This is a genomic window from Nonomuraea sp. NPDC001699, from assembly GCF_053596455.1.
In genome coordinates this window covers 441,267-464,785 of sequence record NZ_JBSFGF010000002.1, presented here as the reverse complement: position 1 = coordinate 464,785, position 23,519 = coordinate 441,267, and the positions used below count along the sequence as shown (strand labels likewise).

General features: G+C 71.8%; 14 protein-coding genes. 8 read left to right on the top strand and 6 right to left on the bottom strand.

Annotated features, from left to right (window positions below; all coding sequences use genetic code 11):
• The first annotated feature begins 69 nt into the window (after positions 1-69).
• A complete protein-coding gene (locus tag ACWCSU_RS07625) occupies positions 70-609 on the top strand; it encodes a DinB family protein (protein WP_364090071.1) in 540 nt (179 codons plus the stop codon).
• A 9-nt stretch (positions 610-618) separates the two neighbouring features.
• Here the strand turns inward: ACWCSU_RS07625 and ACWCSU_RS07620 are convergent, their stop codons facing one another.
• Positions 619-1,302, bottom strand: coding sequence for a sulfite exporter TauE/SafE family protein (locus ACWCSU_RS07620; RefSeq protein ID WP_449934765.1), 684 nt, complete (start codon positions 1,300-1,302; stop codon positions 619-621).
• A 129-nt stretch (positions 1,303-1,431) separates the two neighbouring features.
• On the opposite strand from ACWCSU_RS07620, the gene ACWCSU_RS07615 reads away from it, so the two are divergent.
• Positions 1,432-2,151: a neutral zinc metallopeptidase gene (locus tag ACWCSU_RS07615; protein WP_449934280.1), complete on the top strand. Its 720-nt coding sequence runs from the start codon at positions 1,432-1,434 to the stop codon at positions 2,149-2,151.
• On the opposite strand, the gene ACWCSU_RS07610 is transcribed toward ACWCSU_RS07615, so the two are convergent.
• Complete coding sequence (locus ACWCSU_RS07610; protein ID WP_449934278.1) at positions 2,088-2,768, bottom strand: TetR/AcrR family transcriptional regulator C-terminal domain-containing protein; 681 nt, start codon at positions 2,766-2,768, stop codon at positions 2,088-2,090. The two genes, ACWCSU_RS07615 and ACWCSU_RS07610, sit on opposite strands and share 64 nt — an antisense overlap.
• Positions 2,769-2,838: 70 nt before the next feature.
• Here ACWCSU_RS07610 and ACWCSU_RS07605 point away from each other — a divergent pair, with 70 nt between their 5' ends.
• On the top strand, positions 2,839-3,777 hold the full coding sequence (locus ACWCSU_RS07605) for an ATP-binding cassette domain-containing protein (protein WP_449934276.1): 939 nt from the start codon (positions 2,839-2,841) through the stop codon (positions 3,775-3,777).
• Positions 3,778-3,814: 37 nt separating this feature from the next.
• Positions 3,815-4,609 carry an ABC transporter permease gene (locus ACWCSU_RS07600; protein WP_449934274.1) on the top strand — a complete coding sequence of 265 codons (795 nt, stop codon included), beginning with the start codon at positions 3,815-3,817 and terminating at the stop codon, positions 4,607-4,609.
• Positions 4,610-4,769: 160 nt separating this feature from the next.
• Here the strand turns inward: ACWCSU_RS07600 and acnA are convergent, their stop codons facing one another.
• Both acnA and ACWCSU_RS07590 read right to left on the bottom strand, forming a co-directional pair.
• Positions 4,770-7,499, bottom strand: a complete 2,730-nt coding sequence (gene acnA / locus ACWCSU_RS07595; RefSeq protein ID WP_449934272.1) for an aconitate hydratase AcnA — start codon at positions 7,497-7,499, stop codon at positions 4,770-4,772.
• Between the two features lie 145 nt (positions 7,500-7,644).
• The gene (locus tag ACWCSU_RS07590; RefSeq protein ID WP_364090088.1) at positions 7,645-8,373 is read right to left on the bottom strand and encodes a metal-dependent hydrolase; all 729 of its coding nucleotides are present in this window, start codon (positions 8,371-8,373) and stop codon (positions 7,645-7,647) included.
• A 310-nt stretch (positions 8,374-8,683) separates the two neighbouring features.
• Here ACWCSU_RS07590 and ACWCSU_RS07585 point away from each other — a divergent pair, with 310 nt between their 5' ends.
• The 4 genes from ACWCSU_RS07585 to ACWCSU_RS07570 all read left to right on the top strand — a co-directional run bounded on the left by ACWCSU_RS07585 (position 8,684) and on the right by ACWCSU_RS07570 (position 11,757).
• Entirely contained in the window at positions 8,684-9,418 is a 735-nt protein-coding gene (locus ACWCSU_RS07585) for a PadR family transcriptional regulator (protein WP_449934269.1), read from the top strand.
• Between the two features lie 55 nt (positions 9,419-9,473).
• Positions 9,474-9,959 carry a DUF1707 SHOCT-like domain-containing protein gene (locus ACWCSU_RS07580; RefSeq protein ID WP_449934267.1) on the top strand — a complete coding sequence of 162 codons (486 nt, stop codon included), beginning with the start codon at positions 9,474-9,476 and terminating at the stop codon, positions 9,957-9,959.
• Positions 9,960-10,049: 90 nt separating this feature from the next.
• Positions 10,050-10,730 carry a DUF6879 family protein gene (locus ACWCSU_RS07575; protein ID WP_449934265.1) on the top strand — a complete coding sequence of 227 codons (681 nt, stop codon included), beginning with the start codon at positions 10,050-10,052 and terminating at the stop codon, positions 10,728-10,730.
• A gap of 154 nt (positions 10,731-10,884) precedes the next feature.
• Entirely contained in the window at positions 10,885-11,757 is an 873-nt protein-coding gene (locus ACWCSU_RS07570; RefSeq protein ID WP_357697998.1) for a CAP domain-containing protein, read from the top strand.
• A gap of 43 nt (positions 11,758-11,800) precedes the next feature.
• Here the strand turns inward: ACWCSU_RS07570 and ACWCSU_RS07565 are convergent, their stop codons facing one another.
• Both ACWCSU_RS07565 and ACWCSU_RS07560 read right to left on the bottom strand, forming a co-directional pair.
• Complete coding sequence (locus ACWCSU_RS07565; protein WP_449934263.1) at positions 11,801-14,047, bottom strand: hypothetical protein; 2,247 nt, start codon at positions 14,045-14,047, stop codon at positions 11,801-11,803.
• Positions 14,048-14,062: 15 nt separating this feature from the next.
• Positions 14,063-23,503, bottom strand: a complete 9,441-nt coding sequence (locus ACWCSU_RS07560; RefSeq protein ID WP_449934261.1) for a calcium-binding protein — start codon at positions 23,501-23,503, stop codon at positions 14,063-14,065.
• Positions 23,504-23,519: the final 16 nt, after the last annotated feature.

The window sequence follows — 23,519 nt, the reverse complement described above, 5'->3', positions numbered from 1 at the left end:
CACGCGAGCGTACACAGAAGCCGCCCGACCGCCGCCGCGTGTTCGAACCCGTCGGTAGACTGCCCGCCCATGACCGACTTCGACGAGCAGGGACGCCCGGAGCCGCCCTTCATGGGCGACGAGGCCGAGACCCTGCTGGGCTTCCTCGACTTCCTGCGGGCCACCCTGGAGTGGAAGTGCTCCGGCCTCGACGCGGCGGGCCTCGACACCACCGTCGCCGCGTCCACGCTGACGCTCGGCGGCATGCTCAAGCACCTGGCCTACGTCGAGGACCACTGGTTCTCCCGCCGGCTGCACGGGCACGACCCGCACGCCCCCTGGGACACCGTCGACTGGACGGCCGACCCCGACTGGGACTGGCACTCCGCCGCCTCCGACTCCCCCGACGAGCTGCGCGCGCTCTGGCGGGACGCGGTGGCCCGCTCCCGCGCCCTGACCGCCGAGGCGCTGGCCGCCGGCGGGCTCGACCAGCCGGCCCAGCGCGCCTGGCCGGACGGCCGCCGTCCCCACCTGCGCTGGATCCTCGTCCACATGATCGAGGAGTACGCCCGGCACAACGGCCACGCCGACCTCATCCGCGAGGCCGTCGACGGGCAGACCGGCGAGTAGCCCGGCGGGTCAGGCCAGCAGGCTCTGCGTGATCAGGGCCAGCGCGGAGACCGTGGCCACGACCAGGACGGCGACGCGCACCTTGCCGCCGTCCAGGTAGCGCCGCAGCGGCCCGGAGGCCAGGAAGCCCAGGATCATCGGCACGATCAGGGTCGCGCCCGTGGCCAGCGCGCGGGCGGGCAGATGGCCGACGAACGCCAGGATGGCGATCGACTGCGCGGCGCTCAGGAAGAAGAACATCGCCAGGGTGGCGCGGATCTGCGGCCCCTTGGCGCTCTGGTACACCAGGGCCAGGGGTGGGCCGCCGATGCCCGTGGCGGTGCCGGTGATCCCGGACAGGAAGCCCGCGCCGGTGATCGTCGCGCCGTTGCGGGCGATGCTGACCGTACGGGCGGTGAGCCCGACCGCCAGCAGCACCATCACGCCGACCAGCACGCCGAGCGCCTGGACGGAGACGTACACGACGATGAGGGCGCCGACGGCGCTGCCGGGAACGCGGCCGAGCAGCGCGAACCCCAGCCCCCGCCAGTCCACCCGCCGCCACTCGACGGCCAGCGTGAACAGCGGCAGCGTCATGTTGACCACCTGGATCGCGCCGGGCATCAGGCTGTGGTCGAGCATCGTCAGCACGGGCGCGGCCACCAGCCCTAACCCGAACCCCACGCTCCCCTGAACGACCGCCCCGACAAACACCGCCAAACTACCGACAACCAGTACCAATACCTCATCACTCACGCAGAGCAGTCAATCACCCATACTTTCCGCCACCACCCGTGGACGGAAAGCGGGCACACCGGACGATCCGCCGCCACCAGAAGCCCTATGCTGCTCACCGTGCACTCCCCCGCCCCGCGCGCCCCCACGATCCTGGCAGCCCTGTTGATCGGGGCGACGGTCCTCCAGGCCGGGCCCGCGCAGGCCGCGACGCCCAGGCTCGGCCGCTCGGCGTGCCCGGAGACGGCGATCAGCTCCGGCGGCATCCCCCGAAGCCGCGAATACCTCACGACGATCGTGAAGTGCCTGGACAAGTCCTGGTCCGCCTACCTCAGGCGTACCGGCCGGACGTTCCGCAGGCCCGTCGTCCGCTACTACGACGAGCCGGTGCGCGAGGTGTGCGGGTTCGCCTGGCCCGAGCACGCGGCGGCCTTCTACTGCATCGGCCGCGACACCCTCGTCTTCCCCCTGACCGGCGCCTGGATCGAGGGCCGCACCGACCTCTACCCGTTCAAGGTCGCCGCCCACGAGTACGGCCACCACGCGCAGAGCCTCCTCGGCGTGCGCAAGGGCGCGCAGAGCCGGCGGTACGAGCTCCAGGCCGACTGCCTGGCGGGCGCGTTCATGGGCAGCGTGTGGCCGTCGCTGAGCCGTACCCGGCATGACTGGGCCGCGCTGCTCGACGCCACCAGGGCCGCCGGCGACGAGGACGGGGAGCACAGCCACGGCACGGGCGCCAACCGCGTCCGCTGGCTGGAGCGGGGCTACCGGGCCGTCTCGCCGGCGGCCTGCGACACCTGGTCGGCCCCCGCCTGGCAGGTCTCCTGACGGTCGAGGCGGCCCTGCATGCCGTCGAGGATGAGCTGCAGCCCGCCCTCGAACGACCGCTCCCCCTGCGGGTCGCCCACCTCCGTCAGCCCGGCCGTCAGCCGGGGATGGGCCCGCTGGAAGGCCGCCATGTCCGGCATGGCCCCGTCGGCGTCCGGCCGCATCCGGTCGGCCTGCTCCTCCAGCACGAACCCGGCGACGTACACGCTGACCGCGAACAGCCCGCGCACCGCGTCGGCCACCGCGAACCCGGCCGACTCCAGGGCCACCACCGACCGCTCCACCACCTCGAACAGCACCGGTGAGGGCCGGGTGCCGGCCACCAGCCGGGCGCCGTCGCGGTAGGAGTTGAGCATCGCCCGGTCGCGGTGAGCGTGGTCGCGCACCCACTCCCGCCACGCGGCGGGCTCGGTGAGCGCGGGGCGGTCCATGTGGGCGGCCGTCATCGCCTCGGCCATCGCGTCGAGGAGTTCCTGCTTGTTCCTGAAGTGCCAGTAGAGGGCGGGCGCCTGGACGCCGAGCTCGGCCGCGAGCCGCCGCAGCGTGAGCCCGTCGAGCCCGGTCTCCTGGAGCAGCCGCAGCGCCGCGGCCACGATGGTGCCCTTCTCAAGTGCCACGGTTGACAGCTTAACAACGTTCAATGCATCCTTAACGCTGTTAGATTTAACACCGTTAAGGAGCCTTGCGATGATCTGCGCGGAGGGTTTGCGAAAGCGGTACGCGGCCAAGGAGGCGCTCAGGGGCATCGACCTCGACGTCCCGGCCGGCACGGTCTGCGGGCTGCTCGGCCCCAACGGGGCAGGCAAGACGACGACCGTGCGCATCCTGGCGACCCTGCTCCGCCCGGACGGCGGCCGGGCCGAGGTCGCCGGGCTCGACGTGGTGCGCGACGCGGCGCGGCTGCGCTTCCGCATCGGCCTGGCCGGACAGCACGCCGCCGTGGACGAGCTGCTGACCGGCCGGCGCAACCTGGAGCTGTTCGGCCGCCTCTACCACCTGTCCAGGGCCAGGGCCAGGAGCAGGGCCGACGAGCTGCTGGAACGGTTCGGGCTGGCCGAGGCCGGGCGGCGGCTGGTCAGGACGTACTCGGGCGGGATGCGGCGGCGGCTCGACCTGGCCGCGAGCCTGATCGTCGCGCCGCCCGTGCTGTTCATGGACGAGCCGACCGCCGGCCTCGACCCGCGCAGCCGCCTCCAGCTCTGGCAGGCCCTGCGCGACCTGGTCAGCGAGGGCACCACGCTGCTGCTGACCACCCAGTACCTCGACGAGGCCGACCACCTCGCCGACCAGGTCGTGGTGCTGCGCGAGGGCAGGGTCGCGGCGGCGGGCTCCCCCAGCGCGCTCAAGAAGCAGGTCGGCGGCGACCGCGTCCAGATCGTCTTCCGCGAGCCCGGAGACGTGGAAACGGGCCTCAGGACGCTCGGGCTCAGGGCCGGGCTCGGGTCCGGGCTCGGGTCCGAGCTGGTGTCGGAGCCGGGCGGGACGCGGGTGACGCTGCCGGCTCCCGACGGGGCGCAGTCGCTCGTCCGCGTCGCCCGCGCCCTGGACGCGGCCGGGATCGCCGTCGAGGACCTCGCGCTCCGCCGTCCGACCCTCGACGAGGTCTTCCTCCGCCTGACCGCCTGACCGCCCGACAGCCTGCCCCCTGACAGGAGCCACGAGCATGAACCTGCGCTGGACCGTCAGCGACTCCCTGACCATCGCGGGCCGCACGTACTCGCGATGGCGGGCCCAACCGGGAGAGATCGCCGGTTTCCTGGTGTTCCCCATCCTCATGACCGTGCTGTTCGGGTACGTCTTCGGCAGCGCGATCACCCTCCCCGGCGGCGGCGACTACCGCGAATTCCTCATGCCGGGCGTCTTCATGCAGGTCATGGCCATGACGGCGACCGCGGCCGCCACCGCCGTGGGCGAGGACATGGAACGCGGGATCATCGACAGGTTCCGCGCGCAGCCCATCGCCCGCAGCGCCGTGCTCATCGGGCGCAGCGTGGCCGACCTGTCGATGCACCTGATGTCGCTGGCCGCGATGGTCGCGGCGGCCGTGTTCCTGGCCGGATGGCGTCCGCACGGCTCGCCGGGCCGGACGGCGGCGGCGTTCGGGCTGCTGGCGCTGTTCGGCCTGGCGATGATCTGGGTGGGCACCTACATCGGCCTGTACGTGCGCAGCGGCGCGCAGGCCGACGCCGCCACGTTCGGCTGGCTGTTCCCGATGACCTTCCTGGCCAACACGTTCGTGCCCACCGAGGGACTGCCCGCCTGGCTGCGGCCGGTGGCCGACTGGAACCCGATGAGCGCGACCGTGGCCGCCGCCCGTCTCCTGTTCGGCAACCCCACCTCGGCGGGCTCGGTCTGGCCGCTGCGGCATCCGGTCGCGGCGAGCCTGCTGTGGTCGGTGGCGCTCATCGCGATCTTCGCCCCGCTGGCGACCCACCGGTACCGCACGTCCAGCCGGTGACCGGAAAGGGCCGGTGAACAGCGGAGAGCCGCCCGGCGGAGGGTGTTCCGCCGGACGGCTCTCACGGGTCGGGTGATACCCCCGATGCGGGCGCGTGAGGATCCGCGCCCCGTCCCCGGCCCGCGTCCGGCTCTTGACCGGACGCGGACTCGGGAAGTTCCTACTTGGCCAGCAGCGAGCGCAGGACGTACTGCATGATGCCGCCGTGCCGGTAGTAGTCGGCCTCGCCGGGAGTGTCGATGCGGACGACCGCGTCGAACTCCACGTCACCGGCCTTGACGTGCACCGTGGACGGGATGCCGCCCCCGTTGAGCGCCTCAACGCCGGTGATGTCGAACGTCTCCTCGCCGGTCAGTCCGAGCGAGCCGGCCGTGGCCCCCTCGGGGAACTGCAGCGGGAGCACGCCCATGCCGATCAGGTTGGAGCGGTGGATGCGCTCGTAGGACTCGGCGATCACGGCGCGCACGCCGAGCAGCGCGGTGCCCTTGGCCGCCCAGTCGCGCGAGGAGCCCGAGCCGTACTCCTTGCCCGCCAGCACCACCAGCGGCGTGCCGGCCTCGGCGTAGTTGACCGAGGCGTCGTAGATGAACGACACCGGGCCGTCGGCCTGGGTGAAGTCGCGGGTGTAGCCGCCCTCGGTGCCCGGCGCGATCTGGTTGCGCAGGCGGATGTTGGCGAACGTGCCGCGGATCATCACCTCGTGGTTGCCGCGCCGCGAGCCGTAGGAGTTGAAGTCTCTGACCTCGACGCCGTTGGCCTGCAGGTATTGGGCGGCCGGGGTGCCGACCTTGATGGAGCCGGCCGGCGAGATGTGGTCGGTGGTGACCGAGTCGCCGACCTTGACCAGCACGCGGGCGCCCGGGATGTCGGTCACCGGCTCCGGCTTCTCCGGCATGCCCTCGAAGTAGGGGGCCTTGCGCACGTACGTGGAGGACGGGTCCCACTCGAAGGTGTCGCCGGTCGGGATCGGCAGCGAGCGCCAGTGGTCGTCGCCCTTGAACACGTCGGCGTAGTCGCGCTCGAACATGTCACGGCCGATCGAGGAGTTGACCACGGCCGCGATCTCCTCCGGCGCGGGCCAGACGTCCCTGAGGTAGACCGGCTGCCCGTCGGAGCCGAGCCCGAGCGGCTCGTTGTCGAGGTCGATGTCCATCGTGCCGGCCAGCGCGTAGGCCACCACGAGCGGCGGCGAGGCCAGGTAGTTCATCTTGACGTCGGGGTTGATGCGGCCCTCGAAGTTCCGGTTGCCGGACAGGACCGCGGTGACCGCGAGGTCGTTGGCCTGGATGGCGTCGGAGATCTCCGCGGGCAGCGGGCCCGAGTTGCCGATGCAGGTGGTGCAGCCGTAGCCGACCAGGTTGAAGCCGAGCTTGTCGAGGTACGGCTGGAGCCCGGAGCGCTCGAAGTAGCCGGTGACGACCTGCGAACCCGGGGCCAGCGAGGTCTTGACCCACGGCTTGCGGGTCAGGCCCTTCTCCACGGCGTTGCGGGCCAGCAGCGCGGCGCCGAGCATGACGTACGGGTTGGAGGTGTTGGTGCACGAGGTGATCGCCGCGATCGACACGATGCCGTGGTCGATCTCGAACGACGTGCCGTCGGGCGAGGTGACCGGGACCGGCTTGTGCGGCCGGCCGCCGTCGGCGCGGGCGTTGGAGGCGGGCGCGTCGGAGGCCGGGAAGGACTCCTCACCCTCCTCGTCGACGCCGTCGGCCACGTAGTTCTGGACGTCGCGGCGCCAGGCGTCCTTGGCCGCCGACAGCTCGATGCGGTCCTGCGGGCGCTTGGGGCCGGCGATCGACGGGACGACCGTGCTGAGGTCGAGCTCGATGTACTCGGAGAAGACCGGCTCGGGGCCCTGCGGGTCGAGCCAGAGGCCCTGGGCCTTGGCGTACTCCTCGACCAGCGCGACCTGCTCCTCGGAGCGGCCGGTCAGGCGCAGGTAGTCGATGGTCTGGCCGTCGATCGGGAAGATGGCGCAGGTCGAGCCGAACTCGGGGCTCATGTTGCCGATCGTGGCCCGGTCGGCCAGCGGCACGGAGGAGACGCCCTCGCCGTAGAACTCGACGAACTTGCCGACCACGCCGTGCTTGCGCAGGATCTCGGTGATCGTCAGGACCAGGTCGGTGGCGGTGGCGCCGGCGGGCAGCTTGCCGCTGAGCTTGAAGCCGACCACGCGCGGGATCAGCATGGAGATCGGCTGGCCGAGCATCGCGGCCTCGGCCTCGATGCCGCCGACGCCCCAGCCGAGCACGCCGATGCCGTTCTCCATCGTGGTGTGGGAGTCGGTGCCGACGCAGGTGTCGGGGTAGGCCTTGCCGTCGCGGATCATGACCACGCGGGCGAGGTGCTCGATGTTGACCTGGTGGACGATGCCGGTGCCGGGCGGCACGACCTTGAACTCGTCGAAGGCCGTCTGGCCCCAGCGCAGGAACTGGTAGCGCTCGCGGTTGCGCTCGTACTCGCGCTCGACGTTGCGCTGGAAGGCGTCGGGGTGACCGAAGTAGTCGACGATGACGGAATGGTCGATGACCATCTCGGCGGGCGCGAGCGGGTTGATCCTGGAGGCGTCGCCGCCCAGGTCGCGCACGGCCTCGCGCATGGTGGCCAGGTCGACCACGCAGGGGACGCCGGTGAAGTCCTGCATGATGACGCGGGCCGGGGTGAACTGGATCTCCACGCTGGGCGTCGCGTTCGGGTCCCAGCCGCCGAGCGCACGGATGTGGTCGGCGGTGATGTTGGCGCCGTCCTCGGTGCGGAGGAGGTTCTCCAGCAGGATCTTCAGGCTGTACGGGAGGCGTGCGGCGCCCTCGACGGCGTCAAGCCGGAAAATCTCGTACGCCGCGTCTCCGACGCGTAGCGTGTCACGGCTGCCGAAGCTGTTCGCGGACACGGTGATTCGCCTCCTCCATCAGACAATTGCTCACTTGAATCCTGCCGCACCCACGGAACGACACGTACGTTAGGTGAACCTAACCTGCGGGGCTCGCGGCGGATGTCTCGACGTCAAGATATTACTACGGTATCTCGACATCAAGTTAAAGCGGCGCGAGGCGCCAGAAGAGCAGGCCGATGATGGCGACGGAGAGGATCGGCGCGAGGATCTTCTGCTCGAACTTCTTGCCGGTCTTGATGCCGATCTTCCACGGCAGCACGAACTTGGCGCCCAGCGGCCACAGCACCGGGCATCCCCGTTCGGTCATGCAGTCGCCCACCACGTGGATCAGGCAGCCGACGCCCACGGCCAGCCCCAGCCAGGCGTACCCGACCTGCAACGACATGAAGACGGCGTAGAGCCCGGCGGTCAGGCCGATGTTGACCATCACCGATCCGGCCTTGTTGCCCGGGATGCCGATGCCGATGGCCCGCAGCGCCAGCCCGACGAGTAACACCACGATGATGTCCCGGCCGATCGGGTAGGTGTTGGCCAGCCAGTGGACGCCGAACCCGAGCGCCGCGGCGAAGGCCAGCGAGTGCGTCATGCCGCGATGGCCGCCGCTGATCCACGACACGAACTTGCTGAGCAGCCAGGTGACCGGGCCGAACGTCTGGGCGATGGTCGCGCTGGGATGGTCGAGGTCGGGCAGCATGGCCGCGCCCGCGCAGACCAGCGCGCCGGCGATCAGTTCGGCCGGGCCGAGGGCCCCGGCCATGATGCCGGTCTCGATGAACCGGGAGCTCTCGTTCAGCAGTGGCAGCGCGGCCAGCGGCGGCGCCAGCCCCAGCCAGGCGATCGCCCCGGTCATCGCGTGCGTGTGCCCCATCATGATCGGGACTGTATTGCAAAGAACCGCTTTACGCGGAGAGCCCCGCCGCCAGGTTGTCCTCACGGTGGAACGGTCCGGCGAGAACACCCGTAAACGCAGACGAGGTCGTCTCCGCGGCGACAGCACCCCCCAGCCCTGCCGACGCGGAACGACCTCGTCTGCTCTGTTCAACGGCGGGCATCCCAATACTGTTCCCCGATTCCGCAACTTTTTCGTGATCTGTCTCACTCTCTTCCGCGCCTTGCCAACGAAACAGTAGCGATATATCGTTGACGCATCGAGAATAGATCGCGATACAAGGAGAAAGAACATGACATACGCACATGCGGCGGGCAACCAGTGGTTCGGCCCGCGGGAGAACCTGCGCGCGGCCCGCGAGAAGCTGAGGGCCATGGCCGACGCCTTCGAGCAGATGGGCGGCCACCACCACCATCGCCAGGGCGGCGGCGGTCACGACGAGCACAGGCAGCGCGGCCGGCGCGGCGGTCCCGGCGGACCGTTCCCGTTCGATTTCGGGCGCGGCGGCCCCTTCGGTCCGGGCGGGCCCTGGGGCGGGCACCACGGGTGGGGCGGCGGCCGGGGGCGCAAGGCCAAGCGGGGTGACGTCCGCGCCGCGATCCTGGCCCTGCTGTCGGAGGAGCCGCGCAACGGCTACCAGATCATCCAGGAGATCGCCGCGCGCAGCGAGGGCGGCTGGAAGCCCAGCCCCGGCGCCGTCTACCCGGCGTTGCAGCAGCTCACCGACGAGGGCCTGGTGATCTCGGAGGAGAACGAGGGCCGCAAGACCTTCCGCCTCACCGACGAGGGACGCGCCTACATCGACGCGCACGCCGACGAGGTCCGCGCCCCCTGGGACGAGATGCGTCCGGACATCGACGACAACACCGCCGATCTCTGGCACATCGCCCGACAGTCGGCATTCGCCATGATGCAGGTTCTTCAGACCGGAAACGACGCACAAATCCGCGAAGCGCGTAAGACTCTGGTTGAGACCCGGCGCAAGCTCTACCAGATCCTGGCCGACGGCGAACCGGGTGAGGAGTAACCAGGTGACCGGCTCCGCAGCGACAGGCCGGTTCGGGGAGAGCGAGGAACCAGAGATGGACCACAACGATCTCCGCATCGGCGACGCCGAGCGCGAGCAGACGATGGCGGCCCTGCGCGAGCACTTCGCCCAGGGCCGTCTGACCCACGAGGAGCTCGACGAGCGGCTCGACCGGGCGCTGGCCTCCAAGACGGTCCGCGACCTGTCCCAGGTGACGGCCGACCTGCCCGGTTCGTCCCCCGCCTACGCGCCGCCCCAGCAGGTCCCCCAGTTCGACCGGGACGCCTGGCGCGAGGCGATGAGGGCGCACCGCCACCAGATGCAGGCCATGCGGCACGCGCCCGCCGGCCGCCCCTGGCACGACCATTCCCGCCGTCACCGGCACGGCCACCGCGGCCCCGGACCGTTCCTTCCCTTCCTGATCCTCTTCGGGGTGCTGGGGATGGTCTTCGGGTTCGGCCTCTTCAAGATCCTGCTGGCGGTCTTCGTGGTGGCCACCGTCGCCAACTTGGTCCACCGCCGATTTCACTACCGCGGGTGACCTTCACGCCCCTTTGTGATGTTGGGTCTTGACCCGGGTCAAGTGACATTTCATGATCTGGTCGGGTCTCACCGAACGAAGGGGCGTCGTATGGCAGAGCCGGGTTCCGTGGTGGCCGTCACGAATCCGTTCGCCGCCGTGGGCGGCGCCGACGCACTCGTCCTGGACGCGCCCGGCTACCTGGCGGCCTTCGACCGCGACCACGAGGGCTGCGCCGTCCCGCTGTGGAAGCTGGAGCGCGCCCAGACCTTCTACGAGCCGGACGTGGCGAGCTGGCGGGCCATGATGGACGGCGACTGGAGCGGCTCCCTCGCCCTGTCCGAGCAGATGGCGCCGCTGGTGACCGGCTACTTCCGCCACCGGATGCCGGTCCGGCGGGTACGCGTGGTGGAGTTCCCGGTCACCCCGTACCTGCAGTGGGAGATGCACCTGCTGGACATGCGGGCCCGGGCGGGCTCCCCCTGCCGGGTGGTGCCCGCGGCGCGCGTGGCCGCCCTCGAACCGGTGCCCGAGCTGGTGATCTTCTCCCCCGGCCTGATGTACGAGGTCCTCTACGACGAGTACGGCGGCGGACGCGGCGGCCGGCGCATCACCGATCCCGGCGTGATCGGCCCCTGCCTGCGGGCGGTCCAGGAGCTGTTCGCCGAGGGCGAGGACGTCGGCGACTTCCACCGGCGGGAGATCGTGCCGCTGCCGCCGCCGTCGGTCACCGACGAGACGCGGGCCGCGGTGCCCCCCTACGCCCACCGGACCGAGGAGTTCCGGGTCTGAGCGCGGCGGCGGCTGGAACGGGCCACGACGCGTTTCCCGACACTTTGGTTTACTCGGACCTCAGGGAAATTTCGCAAATTTCGTGACACGGGGGTTGCGGTCCTACCAGAATGCGGTGCGATCCAGCGTCCATCGCAACTGGAGGAAGCCCCCAATGCGCAGACCCCTAGGGGTACTCGCCGGCCTGGTGAGCCTGGCGGCACTCGGTACGCCGATGACCGCGGCCACGGCCGCCACGGCCGGCAGCGAGGCCGCCGGCCGCTGCCGGGTCACCGTGGCCACGCCTCGCGTCACCGACACCGCACAGATCGTCTCCTCCGCCGCCCGCCAGGGCTGCCGTACGGACGCGCTCCTGCGCGTCCGGCTCAAGCGCGCCGTCCCGGGCACCGACCCCGTCGTCAAGAGCGGCGCCACCAGGTCGGGCAGCCTCGCGCTCACCCTCCCCTGCGCGCCCGGCGTCTACTACGCGGTCGCCACCGACCACCGTGGCCGCGGCGCGACGTCCAAGGCGGTCAGGCTGTCCTGCGCGCCGACCGGCACGCCGAGCCCGACCCCGACGGCCACCCCGTCCCCGAAGCCCAGCCCGACGACCTCCGCCACCCCGGCGCCGAAGCCGTCCGGGCCCGCCGGCACGGTGGGCACCGCCGAGGAGAACGAGGTCCTGCGCCTGGTCAACGCCGAGCGCGCCAAGGGCGGCTGCAACCCGCTCAAGCACGACGCGCAACTGCGCGCCGCGGCGTTCGGCCACTCCTCCGACATGGCGGCCAAGAACTACTTCGACCACACCTCGAAGGACGGCCGCAGCTTCATGGACCGCATCCGCGCGGCCGGCTTCACCGGCGGCACCGCCTTCGCCGAGAACATCGCCAAGGGCCAGACCACCCCGGCCTCCGTGATGAGCTCCTGGATGAACAGCTCGGGCCACCGGGCCAACATCATGAACTGCCGGTACACGGTGATCGGCGTGGGCGTGGCCAGGAACGGCCAGGGCCCCCTCCACTGGACGCAGGACTTCGCGGCCAAGTAACCGTCACGGGTGCCCCGCGCAGACACGCGGGGCACCTCCTGCGTCAGACGCGGGTCAGCAGGACGTCGCCGTCGCCCGCCTTCCTGACCACGACGACCGCGTACAGCCCGGTCACCTTCGGGTCGCTGATGGTGAGGCGTTCCATCTTGTTCGGGCCGCCGCTCGCGGACTTGCGGGCGGCGGACCTGGGCAGGCCCCACACGGCGGGGTCGGGCGCCATCACGAAGAGGTCGAGGTCCTGCCCGTTGCGCGGCACGACGGTGAGCGTGGCGGGCACACCCTTCTCGATCCACGTCGTACGCACCTCGACCAGCCGGCCGGCGGCCATGGGGAACTGCTGCGGCGTCCCGGCCTCCAGGTTGCCGGCGGGCGCCTCGGTCACCTCCATCCCGTACTCCTCGTAGTCGGCGTCCGAGCTGACCGAGTTCACGAACCAGTTGCGGGTGGCCGGGCTGGGCTGCACGGCGACGAAGTCCGCGCTGGTGGCGGCCAGTTCGGCGCTCCTGACGGTGGCGCCGCTGCCGTGGGGCGTCGTGGCCAGGTCCACGTCCGCGCCGTCCGGGCCGGCGACCGCGGCCATCACGTGCCATCTGTCCGGAGTGGTGATGAAGGCCGTCTGGAGCGGGACGTTGGCGGGCCGGCGCGTCGGGGTCCGGTCGGCCAGGTCCTCCACGTGCTGGGCAGGGATGGCGTTCTGGAACAGCGCCGCCTGCGCGAGGTCGTGGTGCTGGGGGTCCAGCAGGTTCAGGAAGTCGTCGAGGTCCTGGGCGACCCCCTTCCTGAACGTGGCCACGATCGCTTCGGGCCCGAGGCCGCCGAGGTCCCAGTACTTCTCGTCGCGCGTTCCCGAGTCGGCCAGGTCGATGAGCACCCCGGCCACGCGGCCCTCGGTCTTGCTCGCGTCCGCCTTGGTCGGCCAGCCCTCGCTGAACCAGTGCGGGCTCTCCAGGTCCAGACCGGTCGTGTACCACCGGTAGTGCGTCTCGTCGTAGGTCTGGACGGCGACCCAGTCCGCCCAGCCCTCTCCCCACGCGCAGACCGTGCTACTCATCGGCGTCGTCATGTAGTGCTTCCCGCAGTCGGTGCCGTCCGAGGGCATCAGGCCGTAGGTGTAGTCCATGATGAAATGCCCCAGCTCGTGGGGGACCGTCATCTTCGCCAGCGGGATCGACGCGTCCAGGTTGATCTGGAACCGGCCCAGGCAGTCGGCGCCGTCTGAGCCCGGGCAGTAGTACGACGTGGGCAGGACCCTGTCCGGGGCCCAGATGAGGGTCACGGACTGGCAGTTCTGCTCGCCCGGCTTCCAGCAGTCGTCGGCCGGGTCGTTCAGCCAGCCGGTGTAGGCCTTCCACGTGTCGTAGGCGGCGGAGTGGAGGCGGAAGGCCCCCTCCATCGGATCGCCGCCCGCGCTCTGGTAGTCGATGACGGTGGTCGACGTGCCGGGGGGAACGTCCTGCGTCGGCGCGCTCGCGTCGGTGTAGATGTCGTCGGCCTTCTCCGAGAAGCCCACGGTCCAGTAGATGTTGGCGGGGCTGACCTCGATGGTGACGTCCTGGCCGGTGCCGTCCTCCTCGGTGCCGGGGAAGCACACCTTGTAGCCGCCGGAGGCGTCGGTCTCGGCCCAGCCGAGCATGAGCCGGCCGCCCGTGTCGGTGTCGAACGCGTCCACCTCCGCCATCGGCACGCCGCCGATGGAACCGTCCGTCCTGACGTGAGTGACGCGTCCCTGGACGCACGTGTCACCGGCCGCCGCCGTCGCCGCCGCCGATCTCTCCGTACGGCGTCCGCGGCCCTCGCGCGGCATGCCGAACACCGACGACTCCGCGCCGACGGTGACGTAGGCGAGCCCGTCCGAGCCGGGTCCGGGCCGCCCGTCGCGGGCCTGGACGCGGATCGAGGCCGGGCCGGGCCTGACCGCTGTGACGACGCCCTCGTACCGGACCGGCTTGCCGGCGCGGGCGCGCCAGGTCCGGGTGGCCCGGTCCACCGGGCTGCGGCCGATCGTCGCGGCGGCACGGGAGAGCCCGGCGGGCGGGGTCGCCCACCGCATGGTCTCCGGCAGTTCGATGATCGTGGTGGCGTCGGGGATGTCCTGTTTCGGCGTCACCATGACCGTGAGTCTCGCGCTCTGCCCGACGACGGGGGCGCGGTCGAGCGAGACCTCGACGGTGAAGCAGTCCCCCGGGTCGCACGGGGGCCGCCCGGGTGCGGCGGCATGGGCCGGGGCCGTGGTGAGTCCCACGGCCGCCAGCACCCCCGCCAGGATGGTCGCCATCAGACGGCGTGACATCGGCATGTCTCCTGATCAGCCCGCGCAGGCCACGGGCGAGTCGAAGTGTCCGGGTGAGGTGGGATAGGGCGAACCGCTGTCGCCCGAGGCCGGGACGGCCACCTCCCGCGTCCCCGACGGGTCGCCCGCCGCACGCCCGGCGCCCGAGCCCCAGGCCACCTTGGCCAGGAAGTCGAGCATCGCCGGGGAGTGCTGGCGGACGATGTTGTGCCCGCCGTTGGCCGGGCCGCAGTGGGTGTAGAGGTTGAAGCCGCCGTTCCAGTCGATCATCTTGTCGCCGGGGTTGGGGCCGTTGGCCGTGCGGTCGCCCTGGAGCACGTCGCGGTCGGCGCCGCCGTACTGCCAGTCCACGCCCTGGTGGTGCTGGTCGTCGGTGGTGTCGGCGTTGTCCTTGTCGGTCATCCGGAACCACGCGCACGGGTCCACCACCGTGGTCAGCTCGCCTTCCGGCATCTTGCCGGGGGCGCACGAGCCGGGGTACGAACCGCGCGGGTTGTAGTCGAGCAGGTCCGCGCCGGCCCCGCCGAAGACGTGGTCCACGAAACGGTCGCCGGTGCCGCGCGCGGCCGGGTCGAACGCGCCGCCGGACTGGCAGTCCGGGGTGGCGGCGTCCAGGACCGGGTCGCAGCCCTTGCCGCCCCAGATGACGTCCGCGCCGTCGCCGCCGAACACCTCGTCGCCGCCGCTGTCACCGTTGACCAGGTCGTCGCCGGCGCCGCCGTGCATGCTGTCGCGTCCGGGGCCGCCGCGCAGGCGGTCGTCGCCGCCCTTGGCGAAACCGTCGTGCGGCATGGCGGCTTGGGTCCAGGTGTCGCCGTCGGTGTCGTGCAGCAGGTCGGTGCGGCGGTCGTACGTGCCGGCCTGGAAGCCCTTGTAGGTCTCCTTCGGCGGCGCGTTGAGGCTGACGGTGAAGCCGAGCCGCTGGGCGTCGGAGGCGTCGATGCGCTCATTCAGCACGCCGCCCCGGTCGCCGAGCATGGCGTCCTCGCCCGGGCCGCCGTACAGGGTGTCGTCGCCCAGTTCGCCGAACAGGTCGTCGTCGCCCTGGCCGCCGTGCAGTTCGTCGTCGCCGTCCTGGCCCCACAGCGCGTCGTCGCCGTCGTCGCCGTACAGGTGGTCGGGGCCGGAGGAGCCGGCCGGCTCGCAGGTGGTCTGGGCCTGGGTGCAGAACCTGGTGGAGTCGCCGGGCAGTGCCGGGTCGTGGCCGCGGACGCGGGTGGCGTCCGCGGGTGCCTGGCCTGCGGGGTAACGCTCGGTGTACACCTTCTCGGTGTTGCCGGTGAGGGTGCGGATGAGCGAGCCGTTGTCGCCGAGCAGGACGTCGGCGCCGCCGTTGCCCTCGATCGCGTCGGCCTGGTCGGCGGCGGCCTGCTTGGCCGAGCCGCCGATCAGGTCGTCCTGGCCGGGGGTGTCGTCGCCTTCCAGGTCGGCCGGGCCGCTGGGGTCGCCCTTCCAGCCGGGGTCGGGCAGGGGGTGGCTGGTGGTGCGGGTGGACTCGGCCGACAACGGCAGGTCACCACGGATCTGATCCGCACCCTCACCGCCCTCGGCGTAGTCTCCCTGACCCCCACCGGACATCTGGTCATCCCCGCCCTGCCCCCACAGGACGTCGACTCCGGCCCCACCCGATATACGATCCCCGCCAGAGCCGTCGCTCAGGAGGGTGACCGCGCGTGGGGTCATCGGGGTGCCCGACGAGCCCAGGCGGACGGTGGCGCTGGCCGGGGTGCCCGTCAAGGTCACCACGGCGTTGTCGCCGGCGATGACGTCGTCACCGGGGCCGCCGTACAGGGCGTCCGCGGCGTCGTCCGCCGTGGTGGTGTGGGTGCCGCCGACCAGGTCGTCGTTGCCCTGGTCGCCTTCGACCCAGTCCACGCCCGCGCCGCCCTCGGCGTAGTCGTCGCCTTCCTGGCCGCGCAGCCGGTCAGGGCCGCCCTGACCGAAGATCGCGTCGTTGCCCGCACCGCCGTCGGCCACGTCGGGGCCGAAGCCACCCGCGAGCAGCTTCACCCGGTGCGTAACCGCCTGCCCCGGCCGCGCGGCCACCGAAGTAGCCGCGTCCATGTCGGATGCGGACGTCCCAGACGGTGTGGCCGTGGCCGACGGCGTTGCGGTGCTGCTCGGAGTCGGCGTCGAGGTCGGGGGTTGGAGGGAGATGGTCAGGAGGGCGTTGTCGGCGGTGATCACGTCCGGGCCTTCGCCGCCCAGCAGTGTGTCGCCGCCGTCCGGGTACGGGCCCGAAGCGCCGCCCACGAGTTCGTCCTCCCCGGCCTCGCCGTACACCTTGTCGCCGCCGACGCCGCCTTCCAGGTGGTCGTCGCCCGCGTCGCCGTGCACCTCGTCGGACCCGATCCCGCCGTACCCCGCGTCGGCGCCGTCGCCGCCGTGGATCACGTCCGGGCCGCCGGCCTCCTCCGGGGTGCCGTCGAGGTCGAACGGGCCACCGGCGTCGCCGTTGTCGCCGATCAGCCGGTCCGCTCCCGCATCGCCGTACAGGACGTCGCCCTTGTCGTCCTTGCCCGCCGTACGCGTGCCGCCGATGACCAGGTCGTCACCCTCGCCGCCGAACAGACGGTCCTGCCCGGACTCGCCCACCACGGTGTCGTCGTGAGCGCCGCCGTACAGGGTGTCGTCGCCGGAGCCGCCGGTCACCTCGTCATCGCCGTCGTCGCCGAGCGCCGTGTCGTCGCCCGAGCCGCCCGCGACCTGGTCGTCGCCCGAGCCGCCGGCCAGGCGGTCGTCGCCGCGTTCGCCGCAGACCCGGTCCTGGCCGCCACCGGCCTCGACCCGGTCGGCGCCGCCACCGGCCGACACGATCTCCTTGCCCGCGCCGCCGAGGACGAGGTCCCGGCCGTCGGCGGCGCCGTCGTGCTCCTCACACGGTTCGTCCCGCCAGCGGTCGCCGAAGACGGTCGCGCCTCCGTCGCCGCCGACGACGTGGTCGTTCCCGTCGCCGCCGGACAGCCGCTTGGCCGAGGGCTGCACGCCCGCCGGCAGCGGCAGATGACGCACCTGCCGGGCAGGACCGAAGTCGTCACGCCCCTGCGCCTCACCGACGTCGGACGGCTCGGCGATCACCCAGTCGTCACCGGGACCACCGAAGATCTCGTCCTTGCCGTGACCACCCGCCAGCACGTCGTCCCCGCCACCACCGATGATCTTCACGACCTCACCCGGAGCCGAGTGGCCGGCGACCAGATCAACGGCCTGACCGCCGAACACCTTGTCCGCGCCCGCGCCGGTGTCGACGTAGTTCGGCCCCGAATCGGCGGGGCCCGCCTCGTCCCGGCCGAACTCCTCACGCGGCCCGGTGTAGATCTCGTCAGCCGCCGAACCACCGGTCAACGTGTCCGCACCGGGTCCACCGACCAACAGGCTCGGCTGCGCCCGGAAACGCGGCGAACCGTCCGTCGTCGCCAGCGGACTGTCGGAGGCCACGGCGATGGTGTCGTTCCCGCCGTTGCCATAGAGCCGGTTCTCGCCGAGCCCGGCCGCGATGCGGTCGGCGCCGTCGGACGAGCCGTCGGCGGGCGTGCCGGGCAGATCCTCGGCGGTCCAGTCGGCGACCTGCACGTCACCGACCTTGCGGGTGGCGGGGGTCAGGTGGCCGTCACCGGCCACCCAGCCGCCCGCGCCGCCCATGGTGACGTAGTCGTCGCCGGGGCCGCCGGCCACGATCGCGGCGGGACCGTCGTACTGGTCGCCGCTGGTGATCTGGTCGTCGCCCTTGCCGCCGTCGATCACGTTCCGGCCGGCGCCGGCCAGGATCATGTCGTCGCCGTCACCGCCGAACGCCACGACGGTCCGGTCGAACGGGCGCGGCCCGGCGGTGTCGTCGCCGTACCCCTGGAAGACCAGCCGCAGCGCGCCCTTCGCGCCGCGGCCGTCGGCCAGCACCCGCGTCAGGCCCGCGTTGCGGTGCTCCTCGCGCACTCCCAGCGCGCTGACCACGAAACCCTCGTCGCCGGGGAGCTGGCTGACGGTCCACTGCTCGGCGTCGTCGCCCGGCTTGGCCGTGCTGCCGCCCCTGGCCTTGCGCATCGGTCCGACGTGCAGCACCAGGGCGTCGCCTGCGACGGTCGCGAGCTTCGGCGGGTCCTCGTCGCACTTCGGCCTGACCGAGAAGTCGAGGAGCTTGGCCTCGACGATCGTCCAGTCGAACCGTTTCTTGAAGATCGAGATGCCCACCTCGACCCAGGCCTTCAGGTAGACCTTCAGCTCGCCGTCCAGGGAGAACAGGCACAGCGGGTTGCGCAGCAGAACGTCGGCGAACTCGGAGAACCTGAACTTGCCGTCGTTGGTGGGATCGAGCCAGTTCATGGCGACGGTGAGGAAGACGCCGCCGCTCACCCCCGCCTTGACCAGCACCACGTCGACCGCCGCGCCCGCCTCCAGCCGTCCGGTCAGGGTGATCGCGGGCAGGGGTCTGCCCTGGTCGTCGGTGGTCTTCAGGTACAGGCTGTCCAGGACCTGGAGGTCGAGCTTGCGCTGCTCGATCGCCTTGCGGATGCCGTACGTGTCGAAGCCCGCCCTGATGTGAGCCTCGACCGCGGCGGTGCCGGAGATGACCACCATGATGGGCGGCGGCGACCAGACCGGGCCGAAGGACTGGCTGTAGGAGAAACCGAGCCGCAGCGGCCCGGAGTCGAACGCGACCAGCTCGACGTCCTTGCCCATGAGCAGGCTGAAGATCGACCGTCCGGCGTTCTGCAGCACGGGGAAGCTGAAGCCCGCCTTGGCGGAGTGCTCCATGGGCCCCTGCGCGTCGGCGACGGCGGCCTTGCCCTTCCCGCACGTTCTGGCGCCCTGGTCGAGCGCCGCGAACAGGTCGTCCGTGGCGGGGGCCATGTCCTTGATCAGCGAGTCCGCGACGTCGGGCGAGTTCTCGGTGTTCAGCGCGCGGTCGCCGGCCACGGTGAAGCTGCCGATGGGGATGTGCAGCTCGCCCTGGCAGTCGGGCAGCGCCGAGACCAGCCTGCCGACCTCGATCATCCGCTCGATGAACTTGGTCGTGCCGCCGCCCGCCACCGTGTTGTACTTCTTGGCGATCGTCATCAGGTTCACCTCGCCGCCGCCCGCGGCCTTGCTCAGGTCCGACAGCACGGGGATGGGCGCGTAGAGCTGGTCGATCACCGGTCTGACCGGGTCCGTGACCTTCTTGACCTGGGTCACCACCGGGCCGAGGACGCTGCGGAAGAAGTCGCCGGCCTCCAGGTTCACGTTGTTGAAGGCGATGTTCAGGTTCGCCGGGTCGGGGGAGCCGCCCTTGGTGAGGTCCCAGTCCAGGTCGAAGTCGCCGAACAGGCCGGGGAACATGGCCGAGCCGGCCGTCACCTTGAAACGCCAGTCCACCGCGACCTTGGCGTGCACGGAGGTCTCCACCAGGCCGGTGGCGTCGGCGAGCTGGTCCAGCCCGATCCGGCCGACGGGCTTGAGCCCGATGGTGAAGGCGCCCGCGAACAGGTCGGGAGCGTTCTGCTCGCGGTTCTTGAGCGTGACGTCGAGGATCGCCAGCCTGGCGTTGATCTCCTCGGGCAGCGAGACGTTCACGCCGACGGTCGCCCGCGGGCGGTTGGCCTCGCCGGCGTCGAGGTAGAAGCCGCTGGTCCGGTCCAGGCCCACCATGGCCTCGGCGTGCCAGCCGAGCTCGGCCCGTACGCCCTTGCCCGCCCCCTGCCGCAGCGCGAGGCCCGGGACGCCGATGTCGAGCGGCCGCTCCACGCCCAGGCAGTCCTTGACGCAGCCCTGCTCGGGATCGACGTCGCCCCTGCCGATGCTGACCTTGAACGCGATGCCGGTCAGCTCGGCGCCCTTGGCCGCGTCGCACGCCTCGGGCTTGGCGGGGTCGGGGACGGGCGCCTGCACGCAGGTGATCACGGGCTGCACGCCGGGCCCGACCTTGGGCGCGAGTTCGTCGTTGTACCACTTGCGCAGGTCGCCGCCGGTGGGCACCTTGCCGCCGTTGGGCAGCTTCGCGAGGGCGGCCTTGATCTCCTGACGCTTGGCGCCGACGAAGTCGGCCCCCTGCTGGAGGTCGGCGCCGACCATGGGCAGCCGGCCCTGGCCGGAGGCCATGCGCATGCCGGTCTCCAGCGCGGTGAGGTATCGGTCGATGCCGTCGCCGAGGTTGGTCCAGTCCAGCTCCAGGCCGGGAGGCAGGGTCGAGAAGTCGAAGGAGGGCAGCTCCAGCCGGTTCACGTCGCCGGGCAGCTTCCTGGTCAGGTCGAACATCTCGGCCAGCGGGGCGGACCTGGGCAGCCGCAGCACGAGCGCGTGCTTGCCGTCCGCGGTCAGCGGGGCGCCGTTGAGGTAGGCGGGCAGGACGGCGCACAGCGCCAGGTCGGTGTCGTCGCGGTGCGGGTCGCGGTCGCAGGCGACCGGCTCGCTCGTCTCGTTCAGGGCCAGGTCGAGCCCGGAGAAGAACGCGGCGGGGGTGACGGCGTCCTGCGCCTCGCCGCCGTAGCGCAGGCTGACGCCGTAACCGAGCCTGGCCTGAAGCGGGTCGTCGCCCTCCTTGCCCACGGCCAGCGGCAGCGGCCCGACGTCGGCCTTGACCGTGCCGTCGAGCTGCGCCTTCGCCTGGAGTTCGAGGCCGGAGTCGGTCTCGATGAGCAGGTCGCGGGCCGGGTCGAAGTCGCGCTTGAGCGCCACGCGCAGGCCGAGGCGCACCTCGCCCTCGACGGCGGCGTCGAGCGTGGCCGAGCCCTTGGCGGCGACCAGGCTGCTCTCGCCGAACGCGAAGCGCAGCGGCTCCTTCACGGCCGCCTTCTTGTCGTAGGCCAGCGACAGCCGCAGCGCGCCGTCCTCGTAGCCGATGTGCGCCTGGCCGCCCAGCGCCTTGTTCAGCTCGGCCACCAGCGCCTGGACGGTGTCCGGCGGGGCGGCGGTCAGGCGGTCGATCGCGTCCCTGAGCGGCGAGCGCAGCGCGTAGGCGGCGCCCGCCTCGGGAACGGCCTGGCCGAACTTCTCGGCGAAGGACAGCGTGTGCTCGCCGCACGCGGTCGCGACGGTCAGCACGCGGGTGCCGACGGCCACCCGACGGCCGATGTGCGCCTGCGTGAACGTGCGCGAGGGGTCGGTGACGTAGGCGTTCTCGTTGCCGCAGGCGCCGTCGCCGTAGACGACGCCGGGGCCCGAGCCCATCTCCTCGGAGGCCACCAGTTCGGACAGCGAACGCCCGAGCAGCGGCACCTTCGCCGTCATCGCCTCGCCGACCGGCCCGCTGCCCTTGACACTGTCGAGGTACGCGGCCACCGCGCCCAGCGACTTGATCAGCGCGCCGAACAGCGCCTGCGGGTTGTCGGGATCGAAGGCGAAGTCCTTGACCCTGCCGATCTGGTCGAAGCCGCTGAACGTGACGGTGGTGGGCTTGCCGATGTCCGGCATCTCCACCTCGCCGGAGACCTTGCCGCCGAAGAAGTCGGCCAGGCCCGGCACGCCCAGGGTGAGCCGCGCCTTGGCGACCGCGTCCACCTGGGAGGTCAGGACGTCGCCCGGCTTGCTCGCCAGCCGCTCGAACAGCCGGGTCAGCGGCACGTCGCCGAGGTCCTTGAGGCCGACCTTGACCAGGTCGCCGTCGTTCCTGCTGCCCATGGTGAGGTCGCCGGTGATCTGGACGCCCAGGTAGCCGGCGACGGCGTTGACGTTCACCGAGGAGAGCACCGACACGCGGGCGCCGAACAGGTCGCGGCCGGTCCGCAACATGATCCGGTCGGCGGCCCTGGGCAGCTCGTTCACCACGGTGGCGCTGCCGTCGGCGTTGACGTGCTTGTACGGGCACGCCTTCTGCTGCCCGTCCGGCCGCTGCGCGCACCCCTGGCCGGTCACCGGGTCGCCGAGGTCGAGCACGACCGTGGCCGAGGCGTGGTAGCCGCGCATGACACCCGCCACCGCGGCGGTCGCGTTGGCGCGGTCGAGCCCCGCGGCGGTCTTGAAGGTGTCGCCGAAGGCGACCTGCCCGATCATCGGGTCGCTCGCGGAGATCCGGTACGGCGCGCCCGCGGCGGGCACACCACCGCGCCACCCCTGCTCGGCGAGGGTGACGGTGTCGGCGGTGTTGTCGGCCACGATGCCGCTGGACGCGCCCGCGGTGACCGTACGCCCGGCGAACTGCCCCGGCGTCCACTTCTGCCCGGCGTGCTTGAGCGTCTTGGCCGTGTACGTCACGCCCGTGCCCGTCCCGCTGACGGTCTGCCCCGCGGGGTTGAGCGGCTCGGGCGTGGGGTTCACGGTCCGGTCCACGACGAGGGTGAAGGCGATCTTCTTGGCGGCGTCGTCGTAGCCGGCGTCGGCGACCTTGATGATCGCGCCTCCGGGCAGGCCGCGGGCCTTGCCGAGCGCGGCGAACAGGTCCTGGATCGAGGTGAAGGTGGGCCGGCCGGTGTTCCGGTCCACGCTGGCCGCGGCGAAAGCGTGGATCGCCTCCGACACCTGCACGGCGTCGGCCAGGGACCCGCGCATGAACGGCAGGTCGAGGTCGCCCTGCCCGTCCCAGCGGGCGCGCTGGGCGGCGGTGATCGCGTTGGCCAGGTGGGTCAGCCCGTCGAGCAGGTCCTTCGGGGTGAGCGTCTGGAAGCGGTCGAGCCGGTCCAGGTCGGCCTGGGTGACGGTGACGGCCGGGCCGCCGGTCGCGAGGTCGGGCCAGCTCACGTCGATGGTCGCGGTGGCCCCCTCGACCGGGGCGCCGGCGAACGGCTGCGCGGTGACCTGGAGCTTGGCGGTCGCCGAGCCCTTGCGGGCGAAGGTGAACAGGCTCTCGGAGCCCAGCTCGCCCGGGTCCAGCCTGCCGTTGCCGTCCGGGTCGGCGGCGGTGGCGGTGAACTCGGCGGTGAAGGAGAGCGCCGAGGCCGCCGAAAGGTCGACGCCGAGGATGCCGAAGGCGGCGGTCGGCCTGGCCCCGGCGGCGAGCTTGCCGTCGGCCCGCACGGTGACCGTGGCGTCCTTGCCCAGCCAGGCGGACTTCGTGGCGGGGTCGTAGGCGAAGGGCAGCTTCGCGGTGAGCTTCAGCGTGACGTCCACGCCGCCCGAGGTGGTCAGTGAGACCTTCGGCTGGGCGCTGGCGATGGAGATCGGGCGGCCGGCGACCGTCCTGGTGACGTCGAGGGTCAGGTCGAGCCGCCTGATCCCGCCCTGGGTGCTCGCCTTGGCCAGCAGCTTGCCGGCGCGGGGGCCGGACAGCTCGTACTCGTCCTGGAGGTCGTCCAGGGCCGTCAGGTTCTTGAGCTTGTCGTGGACGGCCACCTGGAACAGGTCGCCCAGGCCCAGGGCGTCCTCGCCGCCGGGCACCAGGCCGACGAGCGGCAGTTGCTCGCCCATCGGCCCGACCGCGGCCAGGCCGCCGCTCGCGGTGGAGAAGCGTTCCACCGCGGACAACAAGGCCGCCGTCTCGGCGTCCGGTTGTGCGGACGCGACGGCCGGCGGCGGCACGGCCGCCACCAGACCCGTGAGTAACGCCAATGCGCATGAGACACGC